The organism is Amycolatopsis sp. NPDC004625 (assembly GCF_040609695.1).
Taxonomy (GTDB): Bacteria; Actinomycetota; Actinomycetes; order Mycobacteriales; family Pseudonocardiaceae; genus Amycolatopsis.
In genome coordinates, this window is record NZ_JBEXKX010000020.1 from 77,198 (window position 1) to 96,537 (window position 19,340).

General features: G+C 70.4%; 17 protein-coding genes. 6 read left to right on the forward strand and 11 right to left on the reverse strand.

Annotated elements, in window-relative coordinates:
- Nucleotides 1-133 precede the first annotated feature (133 nt).
- The 6 genes from ABZW17_RS23600 (at nt 134) to pstB (ending at nt 6,026) form a co-directional block, all read left to right on the forward strand.
- Nucleotides 134-877, forward strand: a complete 744-nt coding sequence (locus ABZW17_RS23600; protein WP_354817901.1) for a response regulator transcription factor — start codon at nt 134-136, stop codon at nt 875-877.
- A gap of 68 nt (nt 878-945) precedes the next feature.
- Nucleotides 946-1,845 (forward strand): mycothiol synthase, encoded by a 900-nt coding sequence (gene mshD / locus ABZW17_RS23605; protein WP_354817904.1) that lies wholly within the window; start codon nt 946-948, stop codon nt 1,843-1,845.
- A 225-nt stretch (nt 1,846-2,070) separates the two neighbouring features.
- On the forward strand, nt 2,071-3,201 hold the full coding sequence (pstS, locus tag ABZW17_RS23610) for a phosphate ABC transporter substrate-binding protein PstS (RefSeq protein ID WP_354817907.1): 1,131 nt from the start codon (nt 2,071-2,073) through the stop codon (nt 3,199-3,201).
- A gap of 197 nt (nt 3,202-3,398) precedes the next feature.
- Nucleotides 3,399-4,319: a phosphate ABC transporter permease subunit PstC gene (gene pstC / locus ABZW17_RS23615; protein WP_354818121.1), complete on the forward strand. Its 921-nt coding sequence runs from the start codon at nt 3,399-3,401 to the stop codon at nt 4,317-4,319.
- A gap of 2 nt (nt 4,320-4,321) precedes the next feature.
- Nucleotides 4,322-5,239, forward strand: a complete 918-nt coding sequence (gene pstA, locus ABZW17_RS23620) for a phosphate ABC transporter permease PstA (RefSeq protein ID WP_354817910.1) — start codon at nt 4,322-4,324, stop codon at nt 5,237-5,239.
- A 10-nt stretch (nt 5,240-5,249) separates the two neighbouring features.
- On the forward strand, nt 5,250-6,026 hold the full coding sequence (gene pstB / locus ABZW17_RS23625) for a phosphate ABC transporter ATP-binding protein PstB (RefSeq protein WP_354817913.1): 777 nt from the start codon (nt 5,250-5,252) through the stop codon (nt 6,024-6,026).
- A gap of 128 nt (nt 6,027-6,154) precedes the next feature.
- Here pstB and phoU read toward each other — a convergent pair whose 3' ends face one another.
- The 11 genes from phoU to ABZW17_RS23680 form a co-directional block, all read right to left on the reverse strand.
- Nucleotides 6,155-6,820, reverse strand: a complete 666-nt coding sequence (phoU, locus tag ABZW17_RS23630; RefSeq protein ID WP_354817916.1) for a phosphate signaling complex protein PhoU — start codon at nt 6,818-6,820, stop codon at nt 6,155-6,157.
- Nucleotides 6,821-6,903: 83 nt separating this feature from the next.
- A complete protein-coding gene (locus tag ABZW17_RS23635) occupies nt 6,904-8,340 on the reverse strand; it encodes an LCP family protein (protein WP_354817919.1) in 1,437 nt (478 codons plus the stop codon).
- Nucleotides 8,341-9,563: 1,223 nt separating this feature from the next.
- On the reverse strand, nt 9,564-10,241 hold the full coding sequence (locus ABZW17_RS23640; RefSeq protein ID WP_354817922.1) for a GGDEF domain-containing protein: 678 nt from the start codon (nt 10,239-10,241) through the stop codon (nt 9,564-9,566).
- Between the two features lie 114 nt (nt 10,242-10,355).
- Entirely contained in the window at nt 10,356-10,919 is a 564-nt protein-coding gene (idi, locus tag ABZW17_RS23645) for an isopentenyl-diphosphate Delta-isomerase (protein ID WP_354817925.1), read from the reverse strand.
- Between the two features lie 87 nt (nt 10,920-11,006).
- On the reverse strand, nt 11,007-11,840 hold the full coding sequence (locus tag ABZW17_RS23650; protein ID WP_354817928.1) for an alpha/beta hydrolase: 834 nt from the start codon (nt 11,838-11,840) through the stop codon (nt 11,007-11,009).
- Nucleotides 11,841-11,855: 15 nt separating this feature from the next.
- Nucleotides 11,856-14,816, reverse strand: a complete 2,961-nt coding sequence (locus ABZW17_RS23655) for an NACHT domain-containing protein (protein ID WP_354817931.1) — start codon at nt 14,814-14,816, stop codon at nt 11,856-11,858.
- A 10-nt stretch (nt 14,817-14,826) separates the two neighbouring features.
- Entirely contained in the window at nt 14,827-15,354 is a 528-nt protein-coding gene (locus tag ABZW17_RS23660; protein WP_354817934.1) for a cysteine hydrolase, read from the reverse strand.
- Nucleotides 15,351-16,784: a cytosine permease gene (locus ABZW17_RS23665; RefSeq protein WP_354817937.1), complete on the reverse strand. Its 1,434-nt coding sequence runs from the start codon at nt 16,782-16,784 to the stop codon at nt 15,351-15,353. Before ABZW17_RS23665 ends, ABZW17_RS23660 begins: the two co-directional genes overlap by 4 nt.
- Complete coding sequence (locus ABZW17_RS23670; RefSeq protein ID WP_354817940.1) at nt 16,781-17,656, reverse strand: PfkB family carbohydrate kinase; 876 nt, start codon at nt 17,654-17,656, stop codon at nt 16,781-16,783. The genes ABZW17_RS23665 and ABZW17_RS23670 overlap by 4 nt, the downstream gene beginning before the upstream one ends.
- On the reverse strand, nt 17,653-18,648 hold the full coding sequence (locus tag ABZW17_RS23675; protein ID WP_354817943.1) for an ADP-ribosylglycohydrolase family protein: 996 nt from the start codon (nt 18,646-18,648) through the stop codon (nt 17,653-17,655). Before ABZW17_RS23675 ends, ABZW17_RS23670 begins: the two co-directional genes overlap by 4 nt.
- A complete protein-coding gene (locus ABZW17_RS23680) occupies nt 18,645-19,337 on the reverse strand; it encodes a GntR family transcriptional regulator (RefSeq protein WP_354817946.1) in 693 nt (230 codons plus the stop codon). The genes ABZW17_RS23675 and ABZW17_RS23680 overlap by 4 nt, the downstream gene beginning before the upstream one ends.
- Nucleotides 19,338-19,340: the final 3 nt, after the last annotated feature.

A 19,340-nucleotide genomic window follows, 5' to 3' on the forward strand; every position in this document is an offset into this window, starting at 1 on the left:
GTCGGGGACACCCGGGTTTCGCCAGGTGTGATCGATCCAGCAAGGGTTAGGTGCCCGGCCGTTCAGCCGCTATTCTCACTTAGCACCGACCAACGCCGCTGTGCGGCGACGACTCGAGAAGGCGGTGCGGCTGATGAGCCTGGACCTTCTGGTACTGACTGCGGAGGCCGACGCCACCTCGGTACTGCCCGCGCTGGACCTGCTGCCGCACACCGTACGCGTCCGCGCTCCCGAGGTGACCGCCCTGCTCGACGCGGGCCACCGCGACGTGATCCTCCTCGACGCCCGCAGCGACCTGGCCTCGGCGAAGAGCCTCTGCCGCCTGCTCAAGGGCACCGGCGAGGACGAAGCAGCCACCCCGATCATCGCCGTCGTCGGCGAAGGCGGGCTCGTCGCCGTGAGCGCCGAGTGGCGCACCGACGACATCCTGCTGCCGACCGCGGGCCCGGCCGAGGTCGACGCCCGGCTGCGTCTGGTCACCACGCGCGACGGCGGCTCCGCGCAGGTCGACGCCGAGCTGCGGGTCGGCGAGCTGGTCATCGACGAGGCGACCTACACCGCGCGCCTGCGCAAGCGCACCCTCGAGCTCACCTACAAGGAGTTCGAGCTGCTCAAGTACCTCGCCCAGCACGCCGGCCGGGTGTTCACCCGAGCCCAGCTGCTGCAGGAGGTCTGGGGCTACGACTTCTTCGGCGGCACGCGCACGGTCGACGTCCACGTGCGGCGGCTGCGCGCCAAGCTCGGCCCCGAGCACGAGCAGATGATCGGGACCGTCCGCAACGTCGGCTACAAGTTCGAGCGGCCGGCCAAGGCCGGCGTGCCCCGCCAGCCGGCTCCGGCCGAGGCCCCGGCCGAAACTCCCGAACTCGCGCACTGACGTCCCCACGTTCACCTGGACGCGGCGACAACCGTCGCGTTGCCTCGTCCGCGGGTACGGTCGCAGAGGTGACCGGAGAGTGGCGCCAGGAACTGGACGAAAAGCAGCTCGAGGACGTCCGCGGGCTGCTGCTGGCCGTGCGGGCGGCCGACGGGCGGCCCGAGGTCGAGCCGGCGGGCCCGCTGCCCGGCGAGTTCGACGGCGGTGAGCACCTCGTCGCCTGCGTCGAGGGTGACGTCGTCGCGTACGCGCACCTCGACACCACCGGCGACTCCTTCGGGCACCAGGTCGCCGAGTTGTTCGTGCACCCCGCCCACCGCAACCGCGGCTACGGCGCGAAGCTGCTTCAGGCGCTCGACGAGCGGGCCGCGGTCGGCTTCCGGGTCTGGGCGCACGGCGACCACCCGGCCGCGCGGAAACTGGCGCTGAAGACGGGCCTGGAGCGCAAGCGCGAGCTGCTGATCCTGCACGTCGACGTCGAAGGCGCGGACTGGCCGGAGCCGATCCTGCGCGCGGGCGTCTCGCTGCGGACGTTCGTGCCGGGGCAGGACGAGGACGCCGTCGTCCGGGTCAACGCGCGGGCCTTCGACTGGCACCCCGAGCAGGGTGCGCTGACCGCCGACGACGTCCGGGCCGACGAGCGGCGGGCGTGGTTCGACGCCGACGGCTTCTTCCTCGCCGAAGAGAACGGTGAGGTGGTCGGCTTCCACTGGACGAAGGTGCACGAGGCGGCGCCGGGCCGGTTCGGCGGCGAGCGCGTCGGCGAGGTCTACGTCGTCGGCGTCGACCCGGCCGCGCAGGGCGGCGGGCTCGGGCGCGCGCTCACGCTCGCCGGGCTGCGGTACCTCGCGGGCCGCGGCCTGCGGCAGATCATCCTGTACGTCGAGGGCGACAACGCGCCGGCGCTGGCCGTCTACACGAAGCTCGGGTTCGCCCGTCACGAAACCGACGTCCAGTACGGTAGGTGAGCGTTACAAACGGCGTGCCAACAGTCCGTCACAGTGTGCGAACGCCCAGGTCACGGGCGGGACACGGCACTCTTTCGGACTAGTAGCACTGCTCACATCCACGGCCTTGTTCACTTTCCGTTCATCTGGAGAGGGGCACCCGTCCATCGGGGCTGCCTAATGTCCGGATCCGGCGCGGCAGCACGCCGCGACGACCCGGTCAAGCTCCTGATGGAGGAAACAGCAGTGAAGATCATGCGGCCCCTGAGCGCGGTGGGCATCGTCGCGAGCGCCGCCCTCGTGCTCGCCGCCTGTGGTTCCGACCCCGCGGCGACCAACAGCAGCAGCTCCAACTCCGCTGCCGCCCCGGCCGCGACGGGCACGGCCGACGTCGAGTGCGGCGGCAAGAGCCCGCTCTCCGCGGAAGGTTCGTCGGCGCAGAAGAACGCGATCGACATCTTCACGCAGCAGTACGGCAAGAAGTGCTCGGGCCAGCAGGTCAACTACAACCCGAGCGGTTCGGGTGCCGGCGTCAAGCAGTTCAACGCCAACCAGATCGACTTCGGTGGCTCGGACTCGCCGATCAAGGACGCCGACCTGGACGCGGCCAAGAAGCGCTGCAACAGCGACGCCTGGAACATCCCGATGGTGGTCGGCCCGATCGCCATCGCCTACAAGCTGTCCGGTGTGGACAAGCTGGTGCTGTCCCCGTCGGTCGCCGCGAAGATCTTCAGCGGTGGCATCACCAAGTGGAACGACCCGGCCATCAAGGCGGTCAAGGGCAACGAGAGCCTGAACCTGCCGGACAAGGCCATCCAGGTCGTCTCCCGCTCCGACGAGTCGGGCACCACCGACAACTTCCAGAAGTACCTGGGCGCGGCGGCGAAGGCCGACTGGACCAAGGGTGCCGGCAAGAAGTTCAACGGTGGCGTCGGCAACGGTGCGCAGGGCTCCAACGGCGTCGCGACCGCGGTGAAGGCCTCCGACGGCGGCATCACCTACGTCGAGGGCGCGTTCGCCAAGGACGGCCTGACCCCGGCCCTGATCGACAGCGGCTCCGGCGGTGTCGAGCTCAACTCGGAGAACGTGGCGAAGTCCCTGGACGCGGCCAAGTTCCTCAAGGACGGCACGAACGACCTCGCGCTCGACCTCAACGGCATCTACGCCAGCAACACCCCGGGTGCCTACCCGCTGCTGCTGACGACCTACGAGATCGTCTGCTCGAAGTACGCGGACCCGAACGTCGCGAAGGCCGTCAAGGCGTTCCTGACGGTGGCCGCCACCGACGGCCAGCAGCCGCTGTCCGCCAAGGGCTACGTGCCGATCCCGCAGTCGCTGCAGACGAAGGTCCTGGCCGCCGTCAAGGCGATTTCCTGACCGGCGTTGCGACTGACTAACGAGTGATAGAGGCTGGTCAGAAGTAGCTGATGAGCGAGTCATCCTCGACGCGAACGCCCACCGGCGACCCCGGTGGGCGTTCGTCGTCCGCCACGACGCCCCCGGAGGTCCCGATTTCGGAGCAACCAGGCTCCCCGGCGGCGCCGCAGCCGCCCGTGAGCGAGAAAGCGAAGAAGGTGCGGCCCGGTGACCGCATCTTCCAGAACCTGACCACCGGGGCCGGGATCTTCGTCGTCGGCCTGATCGGCCTGATCGGGCTCTTCCTGCTCATCCAGGCGATCCCGGCGCTGCAGGCCAACAAGGCGAACTTCCTCACCAACCACGGCTGGTCGACCAACGACCCGGCGAACATGTCGTTCGGCATCCTCGACCTGCTCGAGGTCACGGTGGCGACGTCGCTCGTCGCGCTGATCATCGCGATGCCGGTGTCGATGGGCATCGCGCTGTTCCTGACCCAGTACGCGCCGAAGCGGCTGGCCCGGCCGTTCGGCTACATCATCGACCTGCTCGCCGCGGTGCCGTCGATCATCTTCGGCCTGTGGGGCATCCTGGTGTTCGCGCCGGCGATCGAGCCGTTCTCGCAGTGGATCAACGACACGTTCTCGTGGTTCCCGCTGCTCGCGCCCGGCAACGTCGCGCCGAGCGTGCGCGGCACGATCTTCACCGCCGGCATCGTGCTGGCCGTGATGATCCTGCCGATCATCACCTCGCTCTCGCGCGAGGTGTTCGAGCGGACGCCGACCCCGCACATCGAGGGCGCGCTGGCCCTCGGCGCCACCCGCTGGGAGGTCATCCGCACCACGGTCCTGCCGTTCGGCAAGGCGGGCTACGTAGGCGCGTCCATGCTCGGCCTCGGCCGCGCGCTGGGCGAGACGATCGCGCTGGCCGTCATCCTGCTCATCCCGCAGGGCAAGAACTTCGACTGGAGCCTCTTCGACGGCGGGTCGACGTTCGCGTCGAAGATCGCCGCGAACTACAGCGAGTTCAACAACGAGGTCTCGGCCGGCGCGTACATCGCGGCCGGTCTGGTGCTCTTCGTGCTCACCTTCGTCGTCAACTTCGCCGCGCGGTCCATCATCGGCAAGAAGGGGGACTGAGCATGTCCGTCACCTCTCTCGAAGCGCCCGCGGCGACGCCCGCGTTCCAGCAGGTCAGCATGGGCCGCAAGGTCAAGAACGGGCTCGCGACCACGCTGGTCTGGCTGTCGTTCCTGATCGCCGTGGTCCCGCTGGTGTGGGTGCTCTACACGGTCGTCGCCGACGGGATCAAGCGCCTCCCGTACAGCAACTGGTGGACCCAGGACTTCGGGGACGTGCTGTCCGACGAGGTCGGCGGCGGCGTGCTGCACGCCATCATCGGCAGCCTGCTGCAGGGCCTCGTCTGCGCGGTCATCGCGGTGCCGATCGGCATGCTCGTCGCGATCTACCTCGTCGAGTACGGCCGGGGCAAGCTCGCCAAGGCCACCACGTTCATGGTCGACATCCTGTCCGGTGTGCCGTCCATCGTGGCCGCGCTGTTCATCTACGCGCTGTGGATCACGACGCTCGGCCTGCCGCGCAGCGGGTTCGCCGTGTCGCTGGCCCTGGTGCTGCTGATGATCCCGGTGGTCGTCCGCTCGTCGGAGGAGATGCTGCGGATCGTCCCGGACGACCTGCGCGAGGCGTCGTACGCGCTGGGCGTGCCGAAGTGGAAGACGATCATGAAGATCGTGCTCCCGACGGCGCTGTCCGGCATCGTCGGCGGCGTCATGATGGCCCTCGCCCGCGTGATGGGCGAGACCGCGCCGCTGCTGGTCCTCGTCGGCTACTCGGCCTACACGAACTGGGACATCTTCCACGGCGAGCAGGCCGCCCTCCCGCTGCTGATGAACAACGAGCGCGTCAGCAACCCGATGGACCCGGGCTCGGTCGGCTTCGACCGGATCTGGGGCGCGGCGCTGACCCTGGTGCTCATCATCGCGCTGATCAACCTCCTCGCCACCGTGTTCGCGCGCCTCGTCGCCCCGAAGAAGAAGTGAGCTGTTCCTGATGGCCAAGCGAATCGATGTCAAGGACGTCGACATCTACTACGGCAAGTTCCACGCCGTGGACGGCGTCACCCTGTCCGTGCCGCCGCGCAACGTCACCGCGTTCATCGGCCCTTCGGGCTGCGGCAAGTCGACGGTGCTGCGCACGCTCAACCGCATGCACGAAGTGATCCCCGGCGCCCGCGTGGACGGCCAGGTGCTGCTCGACGGCGAGGACATCTACGCGTCGGCGGTCGACCCGGTCCAGGTGCGCCGCACGATCGGCATGGTGTTCCAGCGCCCCAACCCGTTCCCGACGATGTCCATCAAGGACAACGTGGTGGCGGGCCTGAAGCTGGGCGGCACCAAGGGCAAGAAGACCCTCGACGACATCGCCGAGCGCGCCCTGCGCGGCGCGAACCTGTGGAACGAGGTCAAGGACCGCCTCACCAAGCCGGGCGGCGGGCTGTCGGGCGGTCAGCAGCAGCGGCTGTGCATCGCCCGGGCGATCGCGGTCCAGCCGGACGTCCTGCTGATGGACGAGCCGTGCTCGGCCCTGGACCCGATTTCGACGCTCGCGATCGAGGACCTGATCGGGGAGTTGAAGAAGGACTACACGATCGTCATCGTGACGCACAACATGCAGCAGGCGGCCCGGGTTTCCGACCAGACGGCGTTCTTCAACCTGGCGGGCGTGGGCCAGCCGGGCCGGCTGGTGGAGCTGAACGACACGGAGAAGATCTTCTCCAACCCGGACGAAAAGGCCACCGAGGACTACATTTCCGGACGCTTCGGCTGAGTTGCCGTTGCTGCGGAAGGCCTTTCTCGCCGGCGCTCGGGGCCGGCGAGGAAGGCCTTCCGTTTTGTCCTAAGTGGAGGAACGAAAATGCCCCCGGCCGCGGCCGGGGGCATTTTTCGTTGTCGGGCTCAGATGTCGTCGTCGGTGCCGTAGCCCGGCATCTTGCCGGTGACCACGAAGATCATCCGCTTAGCCACCGACACCGCGTGGTCGGCGTAGCGCTCGTAGAAGCGGCCCAGCAGCGTCACGTCGACCGCCGAGGCGACGCCGAACGGCCACTCGCGGTCCATCAGGACCGTGAACAGGTGGCGGTGGATGTCGTCGACCTGGTCGTCGTCGGACTCGATCGTCTTCGCCGCTTCGATGTCCTTGGAGTGGATCACCTGCTCGACCTGGCGGGCCAGCTTGACCGCCACCTCGCCCATCTCGGCGAAGTACGGCCGCACCGCTTCCGGCAGCACCGGCTCGGGGTGACGGCGTCGCGCGGCCTTCGCCACGTGCAGCGCCAGGTCGCCCATGCGCTCCAGGCTTTCGGCGGCGTGGATCGCCGCGAGGACCGTGCGCAGGTCCGTCGCCACGGGCGCCTGCAGGGCCAGCAGGGCGTACGCCTGCTCCTCGCACTGAGCGCGGGCGTCGTCGACCTTCGAGTCGTCGCTGATCACCTGCTCGGCGAGACTGAGGTCGACCTCCAGGAGGGCGCGCGTGGCGCGCTCCATGGCGTCGGCGACCTGGACCGACATCCCCGCCAGGTGGTCGGCGAGCTGTTCGAGTTCGACATGGTAGGCCTCACGCATGGCCCAACCCTACGGCCAACCGTGGCCAAACACCGCATCGCCGGGTGAACCGCACGTGAACCCGCACTAACGATCCTCGCGGATCAGCCGTTGCTCGTGCTCTTGCGCGTGCTGGTCGGCTTGGAGTTGCCGCTGCTCTTGGACTTGGACGTGCTGGTCGGCGGGGCCTGCTCGCTCACCGGGACCGGCGCGTTGGGGTCCGGCAGCGGGGTGTTGTTGCGGAGCGCGTCGAAAAGGGCCTTCGTCTTGCTGACGACGAGGACTTCGTTGCCGCGGCTGTTGGCCATGCCGACCGTCGGGACGGTCAGGAAGGTGATCTTCGACGAGTCCAGGCCCTTCATCGACTGCGCCAGCGTCATCATCTGCTTGACGCCGAGGTTGTCGCCGAAGGTGGCCTTCGCGAAGGCGCTGATGAAGTCGCTGAGCTTGCCGGGGTCGAGCACGACGTCCGAGGACATGACCTTCTTGAGCAGCGCCCCGATGAACTCCTGCTGCCGCTTGATCCGGTCGTAGTCCGACTTCGCCACGTCCGCCTTGACGTGCCGCGCGCGCACGAAGTTCAGCGCCTGGTCGCCGGAGATCGTCACGTCACCGGTCTGCATCAGGACCTTGCCGAGGATTTCGTCGTCGATCGGGATGTCGGTGTGGACGGTGACCCCGTGCACGGCGTCGACCATCTCCTTGAAGCCGTTGAAGTCGATCCCGACGAAGTGGTTGATCCGCAGGCCGGTGAGCTGCTGGATCACCTTCGTCACGCAGGCCGGCCCGCCCACCGCGTAGGCGGTGTTCAGCTTGGCGATCTTCTGCCGCGGGGAGACCTGGTCGGTCGTCTTGTTCTGCGCCGGGTCCCAGCGCTGGCAGTCGGGCCGGTCGATCTCGAGGTCGCGCGGGAACGACGTGACGACGACCCGCTTCCGGTCGGCCGGGATGTGCGCCACCATCACGGTGTCGCTTCGCGCGCCCGGGTTGCTGTCGGCGGTGCCGACGCCTTCCTCGGCGGACGCGCCGTCGCGGGTGTCGGAGCCGACCATCAGGAAGTTCTCGTCGTTGGCCTGCGCGTCGGCGTCCTGGATGTCCGACGAGTTCTCGTCGAGCGCGGAGACCTGGGTGAACTTGGCGTCGAAGTAGGTCTGCGCGCCCCAGGCACCGCCGATCCCGAGGAAGACGAGCCCCGCCACCACGGCGGCGGCGATCCGCCCGAACCGGGCCGAGCGTTCGATCTTCTGCTGCTTCTTTTCCTGCAGCCGGGTCAGCTCGGCTTCGGCGTGGTCCTCCTCTTCGGGCGACGGCGCGGTCGTGACGACCCGCTGCAGGGCGGTGCGGGTGCTCTCGATGAGCGAGGTGGGCGAGAGCCGTTCACGGCGTTCCCGCCGCTTGGCTTCCTCGGCTTCCATCTCGTCGTGCGCGGCGGAGAACCGGGCGAGCGTGTGGTCGATCTTGCGGCGGTACTGGGTCGCCTCGTCGATCGCTTCCATCTCGTCGGTCATGGTGAGCGGATCGAGCGCGGCCCGCGGCGGCACGGCGGACGGGGGGCGCTGGACGCCGTCGGCCTCGGACGCTGCTGCGCGGCGGGCGGCGGGACCGTCCGCGGCCGGGCGCTGCGGGAGAGCTCCCTCAGCCGCACTCGCTGCGCGGCGCGCGGCCGGGCCGTCGGTGCGGCGGGGCGTCGGGCTGTCGGGGGTGGGCCGCTCCGCGGCAGCTGTTGCGCGGCGAGGGGCCGCTCCGTCGGCGGCGACGCGGCGGGGTGCGGGACCGTCCGGTGCGGGCCGCGGCTCGGCGCTTGCGCGGCGGGCGGCTGGGCTGTCGGCCGGGCGCTGTGGCTCGGCCGCGTTCGCCGCGCGGCGGGCCGCTGGGCCGTCGGCCGGGCGCTGTGGCTCGGCCGCGCTTGCCGCGCGACGGGCCGCTGGGCCGTCGGCACCGCGAGGGGCCGGGTGCTCAGCCGTGCGGCGAGGTGCGTCTGCTGCTCGGCGAGGTCCCGGGCTGTCCGGCGTGGGCCGAGCCGCTTCGGCGCCGGGGGCCCGGCGAGGTGCGGTGCGGCGGGGTGCGGGGCCGTCGGGCGCAACTCCCTCACGGCCGTCGGCTGCTCGCCTGGGGCGTGGGCTGTCGGGCGTCGTGCCTTCCGGGGCTTCGCCGGCTGCGCGGCGGGGCCGGCGCGGTGGCTGCTGGGCCGCCGTCTGCTGGGGGCCCGGGTTGGCCGCCGGGGGGCGGCGCTGGAGGGGGGCTTCCGGCTGGGGGGCCGCCGCCGTCGTCCGCCTCGGCTGGCGGGGGCGCGGGGTGCGTGATTGACGCGTCGCGTCCGTGGGTACTGGGTTCTCCGTGGGGCCCTGCGCGGCACGCGGGTGCGCCGGCGGGACCCGGCGTCCCGGCTGGTCGGGGCGGTCCTGCTGCTCGCGCGGCGGCACCGGGCGGGCGCCGGTGGTGCGGGCGACGACGTCGGAGACGCTGATCCCGCCCTGGTCCTCCATCGACCGGCGGCGGCCGGTACGGCGACCGGTTCCCGGGCTGTCGTGCTCGTCCGGCACTCGGTCTCCTCTCGCGCGTCCGCTGGGCGGGCTGGAACTTGGCCGCCTTCCCCCGCAGGAGGTGATCGTTCCCCCGGCGGTTTTCGTTATCGTACGGATACCCCCCGTTCGTGACGACACCCTCCCGGAATTTTCTTCACCTTGAGTCGACGAACGGCCGCTGCGCGTCGACAAACGGGTGAGGCGCCGCCTCGGCGGTCCGGGGTAATGCCCTGTTTGCGTTACTCAGAGTGGGTTATTAACTGTGTCGTTTGCGCGTCGTGATAGGCCACTTTGTTGCGGCCCGCGCGTTTCGCCGCATAAAGCAGCGAGTCCGCGCTGCGCAGCTGACGCTCCGGAGTCCCGGCGTCCGGTGCCGCGTGGGCCAGGCCGGCGCTGATCGTCACCCGGAGCCCGGGCTGGAGTTCTGACCAGGGGTGACGCGCGACGCGGAGCCGGGCGCCCTCGACGAGCCGGACCGCGTCCCCGGCGTCGACGCCCGGCAGCCACAGCACGAACTCCTCGCCGCCGTAGCGGGCGCAGAAGCCGTCCGGGGGCAGGTCCTCCTGCAGCAGATCGGCGACCCGGCGCAGGACGCGGTCGCCGACGAGGTGACCGTACGTGTCGTTGACGCTCTTGAACCGGTCGAGGTCGATCAGCGCGATCCCCAGCGGCGGGCGGTCGGTGAACGGTCCGTACAGCCGCTCGTCGAGGTACCGGCGGTTGTAACTCGACGTCAGCGCGTCGCGGAGACTGCCGTCGCGGGCGATGTCCAGCGCGGACCGGAGGTGCTGGTAGGCGCGGCGCCAGTCGCCCTGGGTGGCGAACAGGCCGGCGATGGCCTCGTGCAGCCGCAGCAGGTCCGGCGGCCGCGGGCCGGCTGTCCGGCCCAGTGCGCCTTCGCCGTCGACTGTGCCCACCTCCGCCACTCCTTGGTTGTCGTCGCGGTGGAGGTCGCGCTTGAGGTGCCGGTGCGAGGGAAGGTGAATTTCGCTCAAACGGGACAGTGACGGTTACTCTGCGGCACAATCACCTCAGAGTCCGGAGAACGGCTCGATCCCCTTGAGCTGCTCGAACTGGTCCTTGGCCCAGTAACTCACATTGGCCGACGCCTCGTTCAGTAGCTCTGTGTAGTCGCCCCAGGCGATCCAGCGCCAGTCGCCGACCTCTTCCGGGTTCGGCGCCGGCTCGGTGTCGGCCCACGCCGCGAACACCGGGCAGAACTCGTTCTCGACGATCCCCTGGAACGGCGGCGTCCGGTAGCGGTAGGCCGGCAGCACGCAGTGCAGCCCGGACAGCGACGGCATCCCGAGCTCGTAGCCGGCCCGCCGGCGGACGGCGTCCTCAAGGGGTTCGCCGGGTGCCGGGTGGCCGCAGACACTGTTGGTCCAGACCCCCGGCCAAACCTTCTTGTGGAGCGCGCGCTGGGTGATCAGCAGGGCGTTGTCGCTGCGCCGCAGGACGTAGCACGAGAAGGCCAGGTGCAACCGGGTGTGCTCGTGGTGGCTGGCCAGCTTCGGGCCGGTTTCGCCGGTGGGCACGCCGTCTTCGGTGACGAAGACGATCTGCTCGGTCTCGGTTTCGGTCGCGGTATCCACGTGCCCCAGTGAACACGACGGCCGGCGGTGGCCCGTACCGCGAGGCGGGTGGGTTACCGCGGGTCCGCCCGGCGGGGTGACGGCTGGTTACCGCGCGTTGAGGTGCTCGACGAGCAGCGTGGTGACGGCCTCCGGCGCCTCCTCGGGCGCCCAGTGCGTGACGTCTTCGAGTATTTCGAAGCGGTAGGGCGCGGTGACCCAGTTCGCGGTGTCGAGGGCGGCGGTCGAGCCGAAGGAGACGTCCTCGGTGGTCCAGACGTACAGCGTGGGCACGGCGATCTTGCCGATCTTCCCGCCGGGCCGCCCACCCCGGTACCAGTTGAGGGCGGCGGTGAGCGCGCCCGGCTCGGACAGCCGCCGAACGTAGTCGTCGACCTTGGAGAGCGGCACGCGCCGCTCGAACATCTCCCGCAGCGCGCGGCCGTCGTTCTCCAGCATCCGCCGCTCGGTGACGCGGGTCTGCCGCCACTCGGTCATGTAGCGGGAGCGCAGGTACTGGTCCTCGTCGGTCTTCATGGCTGCGGCGAGCGCGGCGGGATGCGGTGTGGAGACGACGGCGAGGCTGCGCAGGCGATCGGGGTGCGCATCGGCGGTCCACCAGGCGACGGCGCCACCCCAGTCGTGCCCGACGAGGTCGAACTTCGGCCAGCCCAGCGCTTCGGTGATGGCGACGACGTCCCCCACAAGGTGATCGATGGAGTAGTCGGCGGCCTGCTCGGGCCGCACATCGGGCGAGTAGCCACGCTGATCGGGTGCGACGGCCCGGAACCCGAGGACCCCGAGGGTGGCGACCTGGTGCTCCCACTCGACGGCGGCTTCGGGAAAGCCGTGCAGCAGCAGCACAGGCCGCCCGTCCTCGGGACCGGCGGCGATGGCGTCGAAGGAACCGGCTTCGGTGGGGATGCTGATGTGGTCGATCACGACCCGAATCTACTGCTAGTCGAAGAGCGTGGGTTGGATGGTCGCCGTCACCTTGAGGTCGGGCCGGTTGGCGAGCGGGGCCAGATCGATGTCGCCGGTGCCGTGCAGTCGCAGCTCCCGGAGTTCGTTGAGGCCGGCCACGAGCCGAAGGTCGGGGACTGTGGTGTACACGAGCTTCAACACTCGAAGTCCGGTCAGCAGAGGGAGGACGCTCAGGTCTACGTGGGGGCATTCGGTGAGGCTGAGCTCTGTCAGGCTCCCGGCCCAGCGAACCAGGGTGTGGATGTCTCGCAGCCTGGGGCAACGCCGGAGAACGAGTTGCTCCGGTCGATCCAAAAAGGATAGACACTGTAGATCCTTGAGGTACTCGGCTTGGTCCACCGTCAACACGCGCAGGCGCGGGAAGGAGGGCAGCTCGGCAAGCTCTCCGATGTTTCCGATGTGACTCAGCTGCAGTATTTCCAGGTTCGGCAGATCGGCCAGCCGCGCCCACCCGTGCGTCGGCACTTCGGCGATGATCCTGCGGAGGTGTGGCAGTTCGGCAAGCGGTCCGATGTCCGCCGATCCTCCGTATGAGACACCCAGCAGGGTGATGCTTTCCAGCGGAATTCCGGCCAATAGTGCGAAGTCGAACTCGTCCGTGCTGTTGACGTTGCAGCCGAGGTCCTTGAGATGTCGCAGGTGCCTCAGACTGGCGAGTTCCACCACGTCTTCCACGTACAAGTCCTCGATCGGCAGATCGGCCAGAACGCGCTCGGCGAATTCGGCCGGATCGAACCGGTGCCAAGCCTCGATCAGTTCGTCGACCACAACCTCATCTTGGGCGTTGCGGTAACGGGTCAACAGTTCCAATGCACCCGGACCGCCGATCAACGCAATCGCGTGGATGGTCGCCGCCACCGCTGCGGGGTCTTCGGGGTCGCTGTCGGCCAGGAGGTCGAGAACGAACTCGCCCGCTGCTGCCAACGCCTTTGCTTCGTCTCTGTTGGAAGGCGGGATCAGGGTGCTGGCGCGGTCCTCGATCTCGTTGCGCAGCCGTTCGCTCAACGTCGGTGATGTCTCCAGGCACGCCAGCGCCACCAGGTCGAGCTTCAGCCGTTCCTGCTCGTCCGTGTCCCACTGGAGGATTCCGTCCAGCAGGCGCTCGCGCTGCGAAGGGTGGGCGTGGCCGGCCGCCAGGACCACCACTTCGCGCCACTCGTCACGGCGGGCGTTCGCCGTCAGGATGCCGATGTCGTCCTCTTCGATCGCCGCCTGGGCGGCCAGGTACTCCTGGAACGTGCGGTGCACGAAGTCGATGCGGCCCGGGACCGGTTCGCGCAGGACGCCGCCGCGGTCCAGCAGGTGGCGGAACACCGTCCGCGGTGTCACGTCGATCTGGCCCATCGAACGCAGCTTCGCCGTGATGCGGGCTTCGGCGTCGGCGGCCGGGACGTCCGTGTGGCCGTTGCGGACCAGCCAGTACGCCAGGCTTCGCAGCAACACCTGCTTCTCGGTCAGCGACAGCCGGACGGGGACGTCGATCTTGCGCTCGATGTCGCGGCTGTCGAGCAGCATGCGCAGGGCGACGTCGTACAGCTCCATGCGGTTTTCCGGGAGCCGTCCGTTGCCCTGGTGGTGCAGTGCGCAGAGCAACGCGCACAGCAGCGGGTTCTCGGCGAGGCGCCGCAGGGCGCTGCGGGCGCCGATGGCCGTGATCAGGGCGTCGCGTTCGTCGTCGCGTGGTTCGCCCGGCAGCGCTTGGTGCCAGCGGGTGACGAACGTCCGGACGTCACGCGGGGTCATCGGCTGGAGGCGCACCTCGGTGAACCCCTCGCCGCTCAGCCAGCCGGCGGTCACGGCGGCCGGACGCGTGGTGACGACGAACCGGGCGCGGGGGAACGCGCCGACGAGTTCGCGCAGCCACTCGTGCACTTCGCGGCGGCGCTCGTCCGGGACCTCGTCGAGGCCGTCGACGAGCACGACGGCCGTGCCCTGGCGCAGTTGCCGGTGCACCCAGCCCGGCGGCATCTCGTCGGCGATGTGCCGGCCGACTTCGTCGAGGAAGCGTTCCGGGGCCGGCAGCGGCTCGTGGCTGAACCGGCGCAGCCGTACCAGGAACGGCTCGACGTCGTCCCAGCCGTCGACGTTCCGCAGCTGGCGGCTCGCGCACTGGACGGCCAGCCACTGCAGCAGCGTCGTCTTGCCGGAGCCTGCTTCGCCGCGCAGGAGGATCTTCGACGTCCGTGGCAGCACGTGCTCGATCCGGTCGCCGGGAACGTCCAGGTCGGAGGCGACGCTCAGGCTCAGGTAGGCGACCGACAACGGGTACAGCCGGGTCGCCTCGGTCAGGCCCGCGCCGTACAGCTCCATCCGGTCGAGGGCCGTCACGACCTGGCGGCGGAAGTCCGCGGCGAAGTCGTCCGGGTGACGGCGTTCGGGGAGCGTCGCCAGCACGTTCCGGACCGCTTCGAGGATCTCCGTCTCGCGCTGGAGGATCTTGACGAGCGCGCCCGGCTGGAAACGGGGCAGGGTGCTCGTCACCTGTACCAGGTACGCGCAGCATTCCCGCAGCACTCGCCGGTACAGCTCGGTCGCGTCGGCCGAGAGGAGCCTGGTGACGCCGGGGACCGTGCGGAGCAGGTAGCGGTAGAGGTACGCGGCGTCGAGGTCGGCGGCGAACAGGTCGTCGTCGGTCAGGGCGGCGCCCTCGAACGTCTCGCGTACCGCCTCCACCGCGGCTGCTCGCTCGTGCTCGGGCACGGCGCGGAACTCGACGTCGAGGAACGGCAGCAGGCGGTCGGCGACCCGGTCTTCGAGGTTGGTGAACAGGAGCCGGAGCTTGCGGCGGTCGTTGAGGCCGGCTGCCTGCTTCTCCAGCAGGTCGAGGGCCTTGGCCGAGGCGTCAGCGGCGATCGGGCGGTCGCCCAGCCAGATCTTGGCGGCGGCCTTCACCACCGCAGTCGTCAACGCGATTGCAGCGGCTTCGAGGCTCACCGGTCTCAGGTTAGCCGAGCACCTCCTCGGTTGTGGCCACCGTCACCAGCGGGCCGTACAGGCGCAGGATGTCCAGGGCTTTCGCGTGGCTCTCGTCGTCGACACCCGCGCAGGCATCCGACACCACCGTCACCGAGACGCCGGCGTCCGCTGCCGCCAGCGCCGTTGACAGGACGCAGCAGTCCGTCGAGACGCCCGCCAGCACCAGGCCCGCACCGCCGACTCGGGTGGCCATGCGTGGGGTCCACTTGCCGAACGTGGTCGCGTCCACTGTGGACGACGGCTGGAACGCGTCGATCACCTGGTACAGCGGCGCGTCCGGGGGCTGGAGGGCGAACGGCCACTGGGCGTAGTACCGCTTCCACGCCCCTTCCGGCTGGGCCGGCGCGACGAACCGGGTGAACACCACGTTGGTGCCGAACGCCGTCACCAGCCGTGCGATCGACGGGACCACTTCGGAGATGCGCGGGGTGAACCACGGGCTTGCCCGTTCGGCGAACACGTTCTGCAGGTCGATGACCGCCAGGACCGACTTCACGCCCCCTCCTGCGCGCGGATCCGGCGCCGCGTCGACAACGTCACCAGGAAGCCCAGCGTCAAGGCCAGCAGCACGCCGAGATTCGCGAAGGCCCACGCCCCTTCCCGGCCGCCGAGGCCGAACGGTTCCAGCAGGTAGCCCTGCCACTTCAGCCAGTCCGCGGACGTGTTCGTCACCAGGCCCCAGCCGAGCGCGGTCGCCACCAGGACCAGGGCGATCGGCCCGACGCGGACGTCGCCGTAGCGGCCGGCCGGGTCGAAGAGGTCCTGCTCGGCGTAGTCGCGGCGCCGGAGCAGGACGTCCGCGAGCATCACGCCGCACCAGGCCGCGACCGGGACGCCCAGCGTCACCAGGAAACCCTGGAACTGGCCGAGGAACTCGCCGCCGAAGAACACGATGTAGATCGTGCCGAGGACCATGATCACGCCGTCGACGAGCGCCGCCGCCGGGCGCGGGATGCGCAGGCCCGCCGAGAGCAGCGCCAGCCCCGACGAATAGATGTCCAGCACCGCGCCGCCCACCAGGCCGAGCACCGCGACGATCGCGAACGGCACCAGGAACCACAGCGGCAGCAGCGTGGTCAGCGCACCGATCGGGTCCGCCGCGATCGCCTTGTTCAGGTCCGGTGACGAGCCCGCCAGCAGCAACCCGAACACCAGCAGCACCAGCGGGGCCACCGACGCGCCGAACGTCGTCCAGCCGACCACGCCACGGCTCGACGACGACCGCGGCAGGTAGCGCGAGTAGTCCGCCGCCGCGTTGACCCAGCCGAGGCCGAAGCCGGTCATCAGGAACACCAGCGCGCCCACCCACTGCTGGGCCGAACCGGACGGCAGCGCGCTCACCGCCTCCCAGTGGACGTCGCCGGCCACCAGGATCACGTAGACGACGGTGAGCACGCCGGTGATCCAGGTGATCCACGTCTGCAGCTTCATGATCGCGTCGAAGCCCAGCACGCCGGCGGCGACGGTCAGCGCCGCCACCACGACGAGCGCGATCACCTTCGTCGGGGTGCCGCCGCCCCAGCCGAGGCGCTCGAACACGGTCGCCGTGGCCAGCGTCGCCAGCGCCGCGAGCACGGTCTCCCAGCCCACCGTCAGCAGCCACGAGATCGCCGACGGCAGCCGGTTGCCGCGCACGCCGAACGCCGCCCGCGAGAGCAGCATCGTCGGCGCCGACCCGCGTTTGCCGGCGATGGCGACGAACCCGCACAGCAGGAACGAGAACAGGATGCCGACGACACCGGCGACGAGCGCCTGCCCGAACGAGATGCCGAAGCCGAGGGTGAACGAGCCGTAGCTCAGCCCCAGCACCGACACGTTCGCGCCGAACCACGGCCAGAACAGCTGCCGCGGCCGTCCGCGCCGCTCGGCGTCGTCGATCACGTCGAGGCCGTTGGTCTCCACCTCGAGCCTGCGGGAACCGGTCATCGCATGGCCTCCACCAGCTGGTCGATCTCCTCCCGGACCGGCGCGGTCGCCGGGCCGGGACGGGTCACCGAAAGCGCGGCCGCCGCGTTGGCGCGCACGGCGGCGTCGAGGAGAGTACTGCCGCGCAGCAGCTCCGCGGCCAGTACGCCGCAGTGCGTGTCGCCGGCGCCGGTGGTGTCCACCGCGTCGACCGGGAACCCGGGGACGTCGGTGATCCGGCCGTGTTCGTGGACCCGGCAGCCCTTCGCGCCCTCACGGACGACGGCGACCGGCGGCAGCTCGCCCAGCACCTCGGCTTCGCGGGCGTTGCAGCTCAGGATGTCTATTGTGGACAGTAAGGCATGAAGGTCTCCCGGGTTGATGTCGGTGATGAGGGGGCCGGGATCGAAAAGGATCTTCGAGCCGGGCAGGCGGGGCAGCCACTCGATGAGGGACCCGCGATTGATCTCGTGCAACCAACTGTATCCGCTCACGTACACGACGTCGTCATTCTTTGGGGTGACTCGATCGAGGAGTTCGGCCCGCAGCCGTCCTTCGGCGCCGGTGCCGGTCGCGAAAGTGCGCTCGCCGGTCGCGTCGACCAACACGACGACGACTCCGGTGTCCACTTCGGACAGTGGATCGTGCGCCACGGCAACACCTTCGGCGGCCAGCGCACGGCGAGCGAGGTCGCCGAAGCCGCCGGTGCCGTGGCAGCCCGCGTAGAGCACGCGCGCGCCGGACCGCGCGGCGGCGGACATGACGTTGAAACCGCCGCCCGGCAACAGTTCCGCCGACGACGCCAGGACGTCGCCGCCCGGCGGGGGCAGGGCCGGCACCGCCATGACGAGGTCGACGACGACCTGTCCGGTGTGCACCAGCCGCCCGGTCATCGGCGGCGCAGCTTCAGCAGTTCGTCGACCAGCGGCCCGAATTCGAGCCGGTTGACGGCGAGCACGGTCTCGACGACGTCGGGGCGGAAGGCGCCGATGCCGTGCGCGGCGCCGAGCATCGCCCCGCAGATCGCGGCCACGGTGTCGGTGTCGCCGCCGAGCCCGGCGGCCAGCCGCAGCGCCGCCGGCGGGTCGTCGCCCATGGCTTCGGCCAGCGCGAACGCGGCGACGACGGACTCCTGCGACGCGACCGACGTGCCGATCACCCGCGCGACCGCGTCGGCGACGGCGGCCGGGGCCATGCCGCGCACCCAGTCGCGCGCCCAGCGGATCCGCGCGGCGATCTCCCCGCCGGGCGCCCAGTGCCCGCGTTCCCCGCCCACGACGGCGGCGCGCTCGCCCGCGTCGAGCGCTTCGGCCAGGCTCGCGCCGTCGACGCCGGCGGAGACGACCGCGGCCACCGCGGCGGCCGACGCGATGCCGAGGCTGGTGTTGTGCGTGACCCGCGCGGTCGCGACGACCGCGTCGACCAGCGTGTGCAGGTCCTCGGACGGCGTGGCGATGCCGACCGGCGCGACCCGCATGGCGGCGCCGTTGGTGGTCCCGGTGCGGCCGGCTTCGTCCGCCGGGACGCCGTCCTGGAGCCGGGACAGCGCGCGCTTGGTGGACGGCCCGAGCAGGTCCGCGGACCCGCGGCGGACCATGTCCGCCTCCCAGATGAGCAGGGCGTCGGCGAAGACGTGCGGCTCCACGGTGCCGCGGCCGTCGATGAGCAGCCGGGCCAGCAGGATGGCCTGCTCGGTGTCGTCGGTGACCGAGCCGGCGGGCATGAGCGGTGCGACCGGCTGTTCGGCGACGGCGGTGAGCAGGCCGGTGACCGGCCCGTAGGTGGCGGCGATGGCGGCGCGGGACATCGACTGCGTCGGCATGCCGAGCGCGTCGCCGACGGCCAGCCCGGTGAACGCGCCGAGCGCCCGGTCCCGCGTGCTCACCGGTGCCCGAAGGTGAGGTGGAACTGGAACCGGTCGGGGTCCAGCAGGCTGACGACGCGCTCGACGAGCCGGCCTTCGACGTCGACCGAGGTGCGCTCGGCGCGCAGGAAGAGCTCGCCGATGCTGCGGCCGAGCAGCTCGGCGGCGCAGGCGTCGAGGCGTTCGGTGCTGATCCACTGGTCGCCACCGACCGAGATCCGCCCGGCGGCTTCGAGGGTCTTCGTCAGGGAGCCGTCCCGCAGGCCGGTGCCGGGGAGGTCGGCGAGCGGCCCGACGGCGGGCACGGTGGCGGTCTCCAGGGAGATCCCGCGGTCGTGTTCCCGCCGCAGCCGCCGTACGGCGACGTAGGCCGTCTCGCCGAATTCTTCCGCCAGGGCAACGTCTTCGACGGACTCGATGCCGAGCAGCTCGGTGGTGACCGGCGCGCCGGCGTCGGCGAGCGCGCGGGCCCAGCCGATCCGCTGGTCGAGCTGGACGCCGTCGAAGGAGACGAACGATCCGACGCCGGCCTGGGTGGAGATGAGCTCGAGCTGCTGGAGCTCGGAGAGGGCGCTGCGGACGGTGCCGCGGCTGACCTGGTACTGCAGGGCGAGCTGGTGCTCGCCGGGGAGGCGTTCGCCGTGGGCGAGGCGCCCGGAGCGGATCAGGTCGGTGAGATCGCCGACCAGCTGCTGCCGCTTGCTGTACATGTA

What these genes read in the sequence shown, in the direction of transcription:
- ABZW17_RS23680 (WP_354817946.1), bottom strand. Translation starts at nt 19,337, where the DNA reads ATGTACAGCAAGCGGCAGCAGCTGGTCGGCGATCTCACCGACCTGATC.
- phoU (WP_354817916.1), bottom strand. Translation starts at nt 6,820, where the DNA reads ATGCGTGAGGCCTACCATGTCGAACTCGAACAGCTCGCCGACCACCTG.
- pstB (WP_354817913.1), top strand. Translation starts at nt 5,250, where the DNA reads ATGGCCAAGCGAATCGATGTCAAGGACGTCGACATCTACTACGGCAAG.
- ABZW17_RS23665 (WP_354817937.1), bottom strand. Translation starts at nt 16,784, where the DNA reads ATGACCGGTTCCCGCAGGCTCGAGGTGGAGACCAACGGCCTCGACGTG.
- pstA (WP_354817910.1), top strand. Translation starts at nt 4,322, where the DNA reads ATGTCCGTCACCTCTCTCGAAGCGCCCGCGGCGACGCCCGCGTTCCAG.
- ABZW17_RS23600 (WP_354817901.1), top strand. Translation starts at nt 134, where the DNA reads ATGAGCCTGGACCTTCTGGTACTGACTGCGGAGGCCGACGCCACCTCG.
- ABZW17_RS23670 (WP_354817940.1), bottom strand. Translation starts at nt 17,656, where the DNA reads ATGACCGGGCGGCTGGTGCACACCGGACAGGTCGTCGTCGACCTCGTC.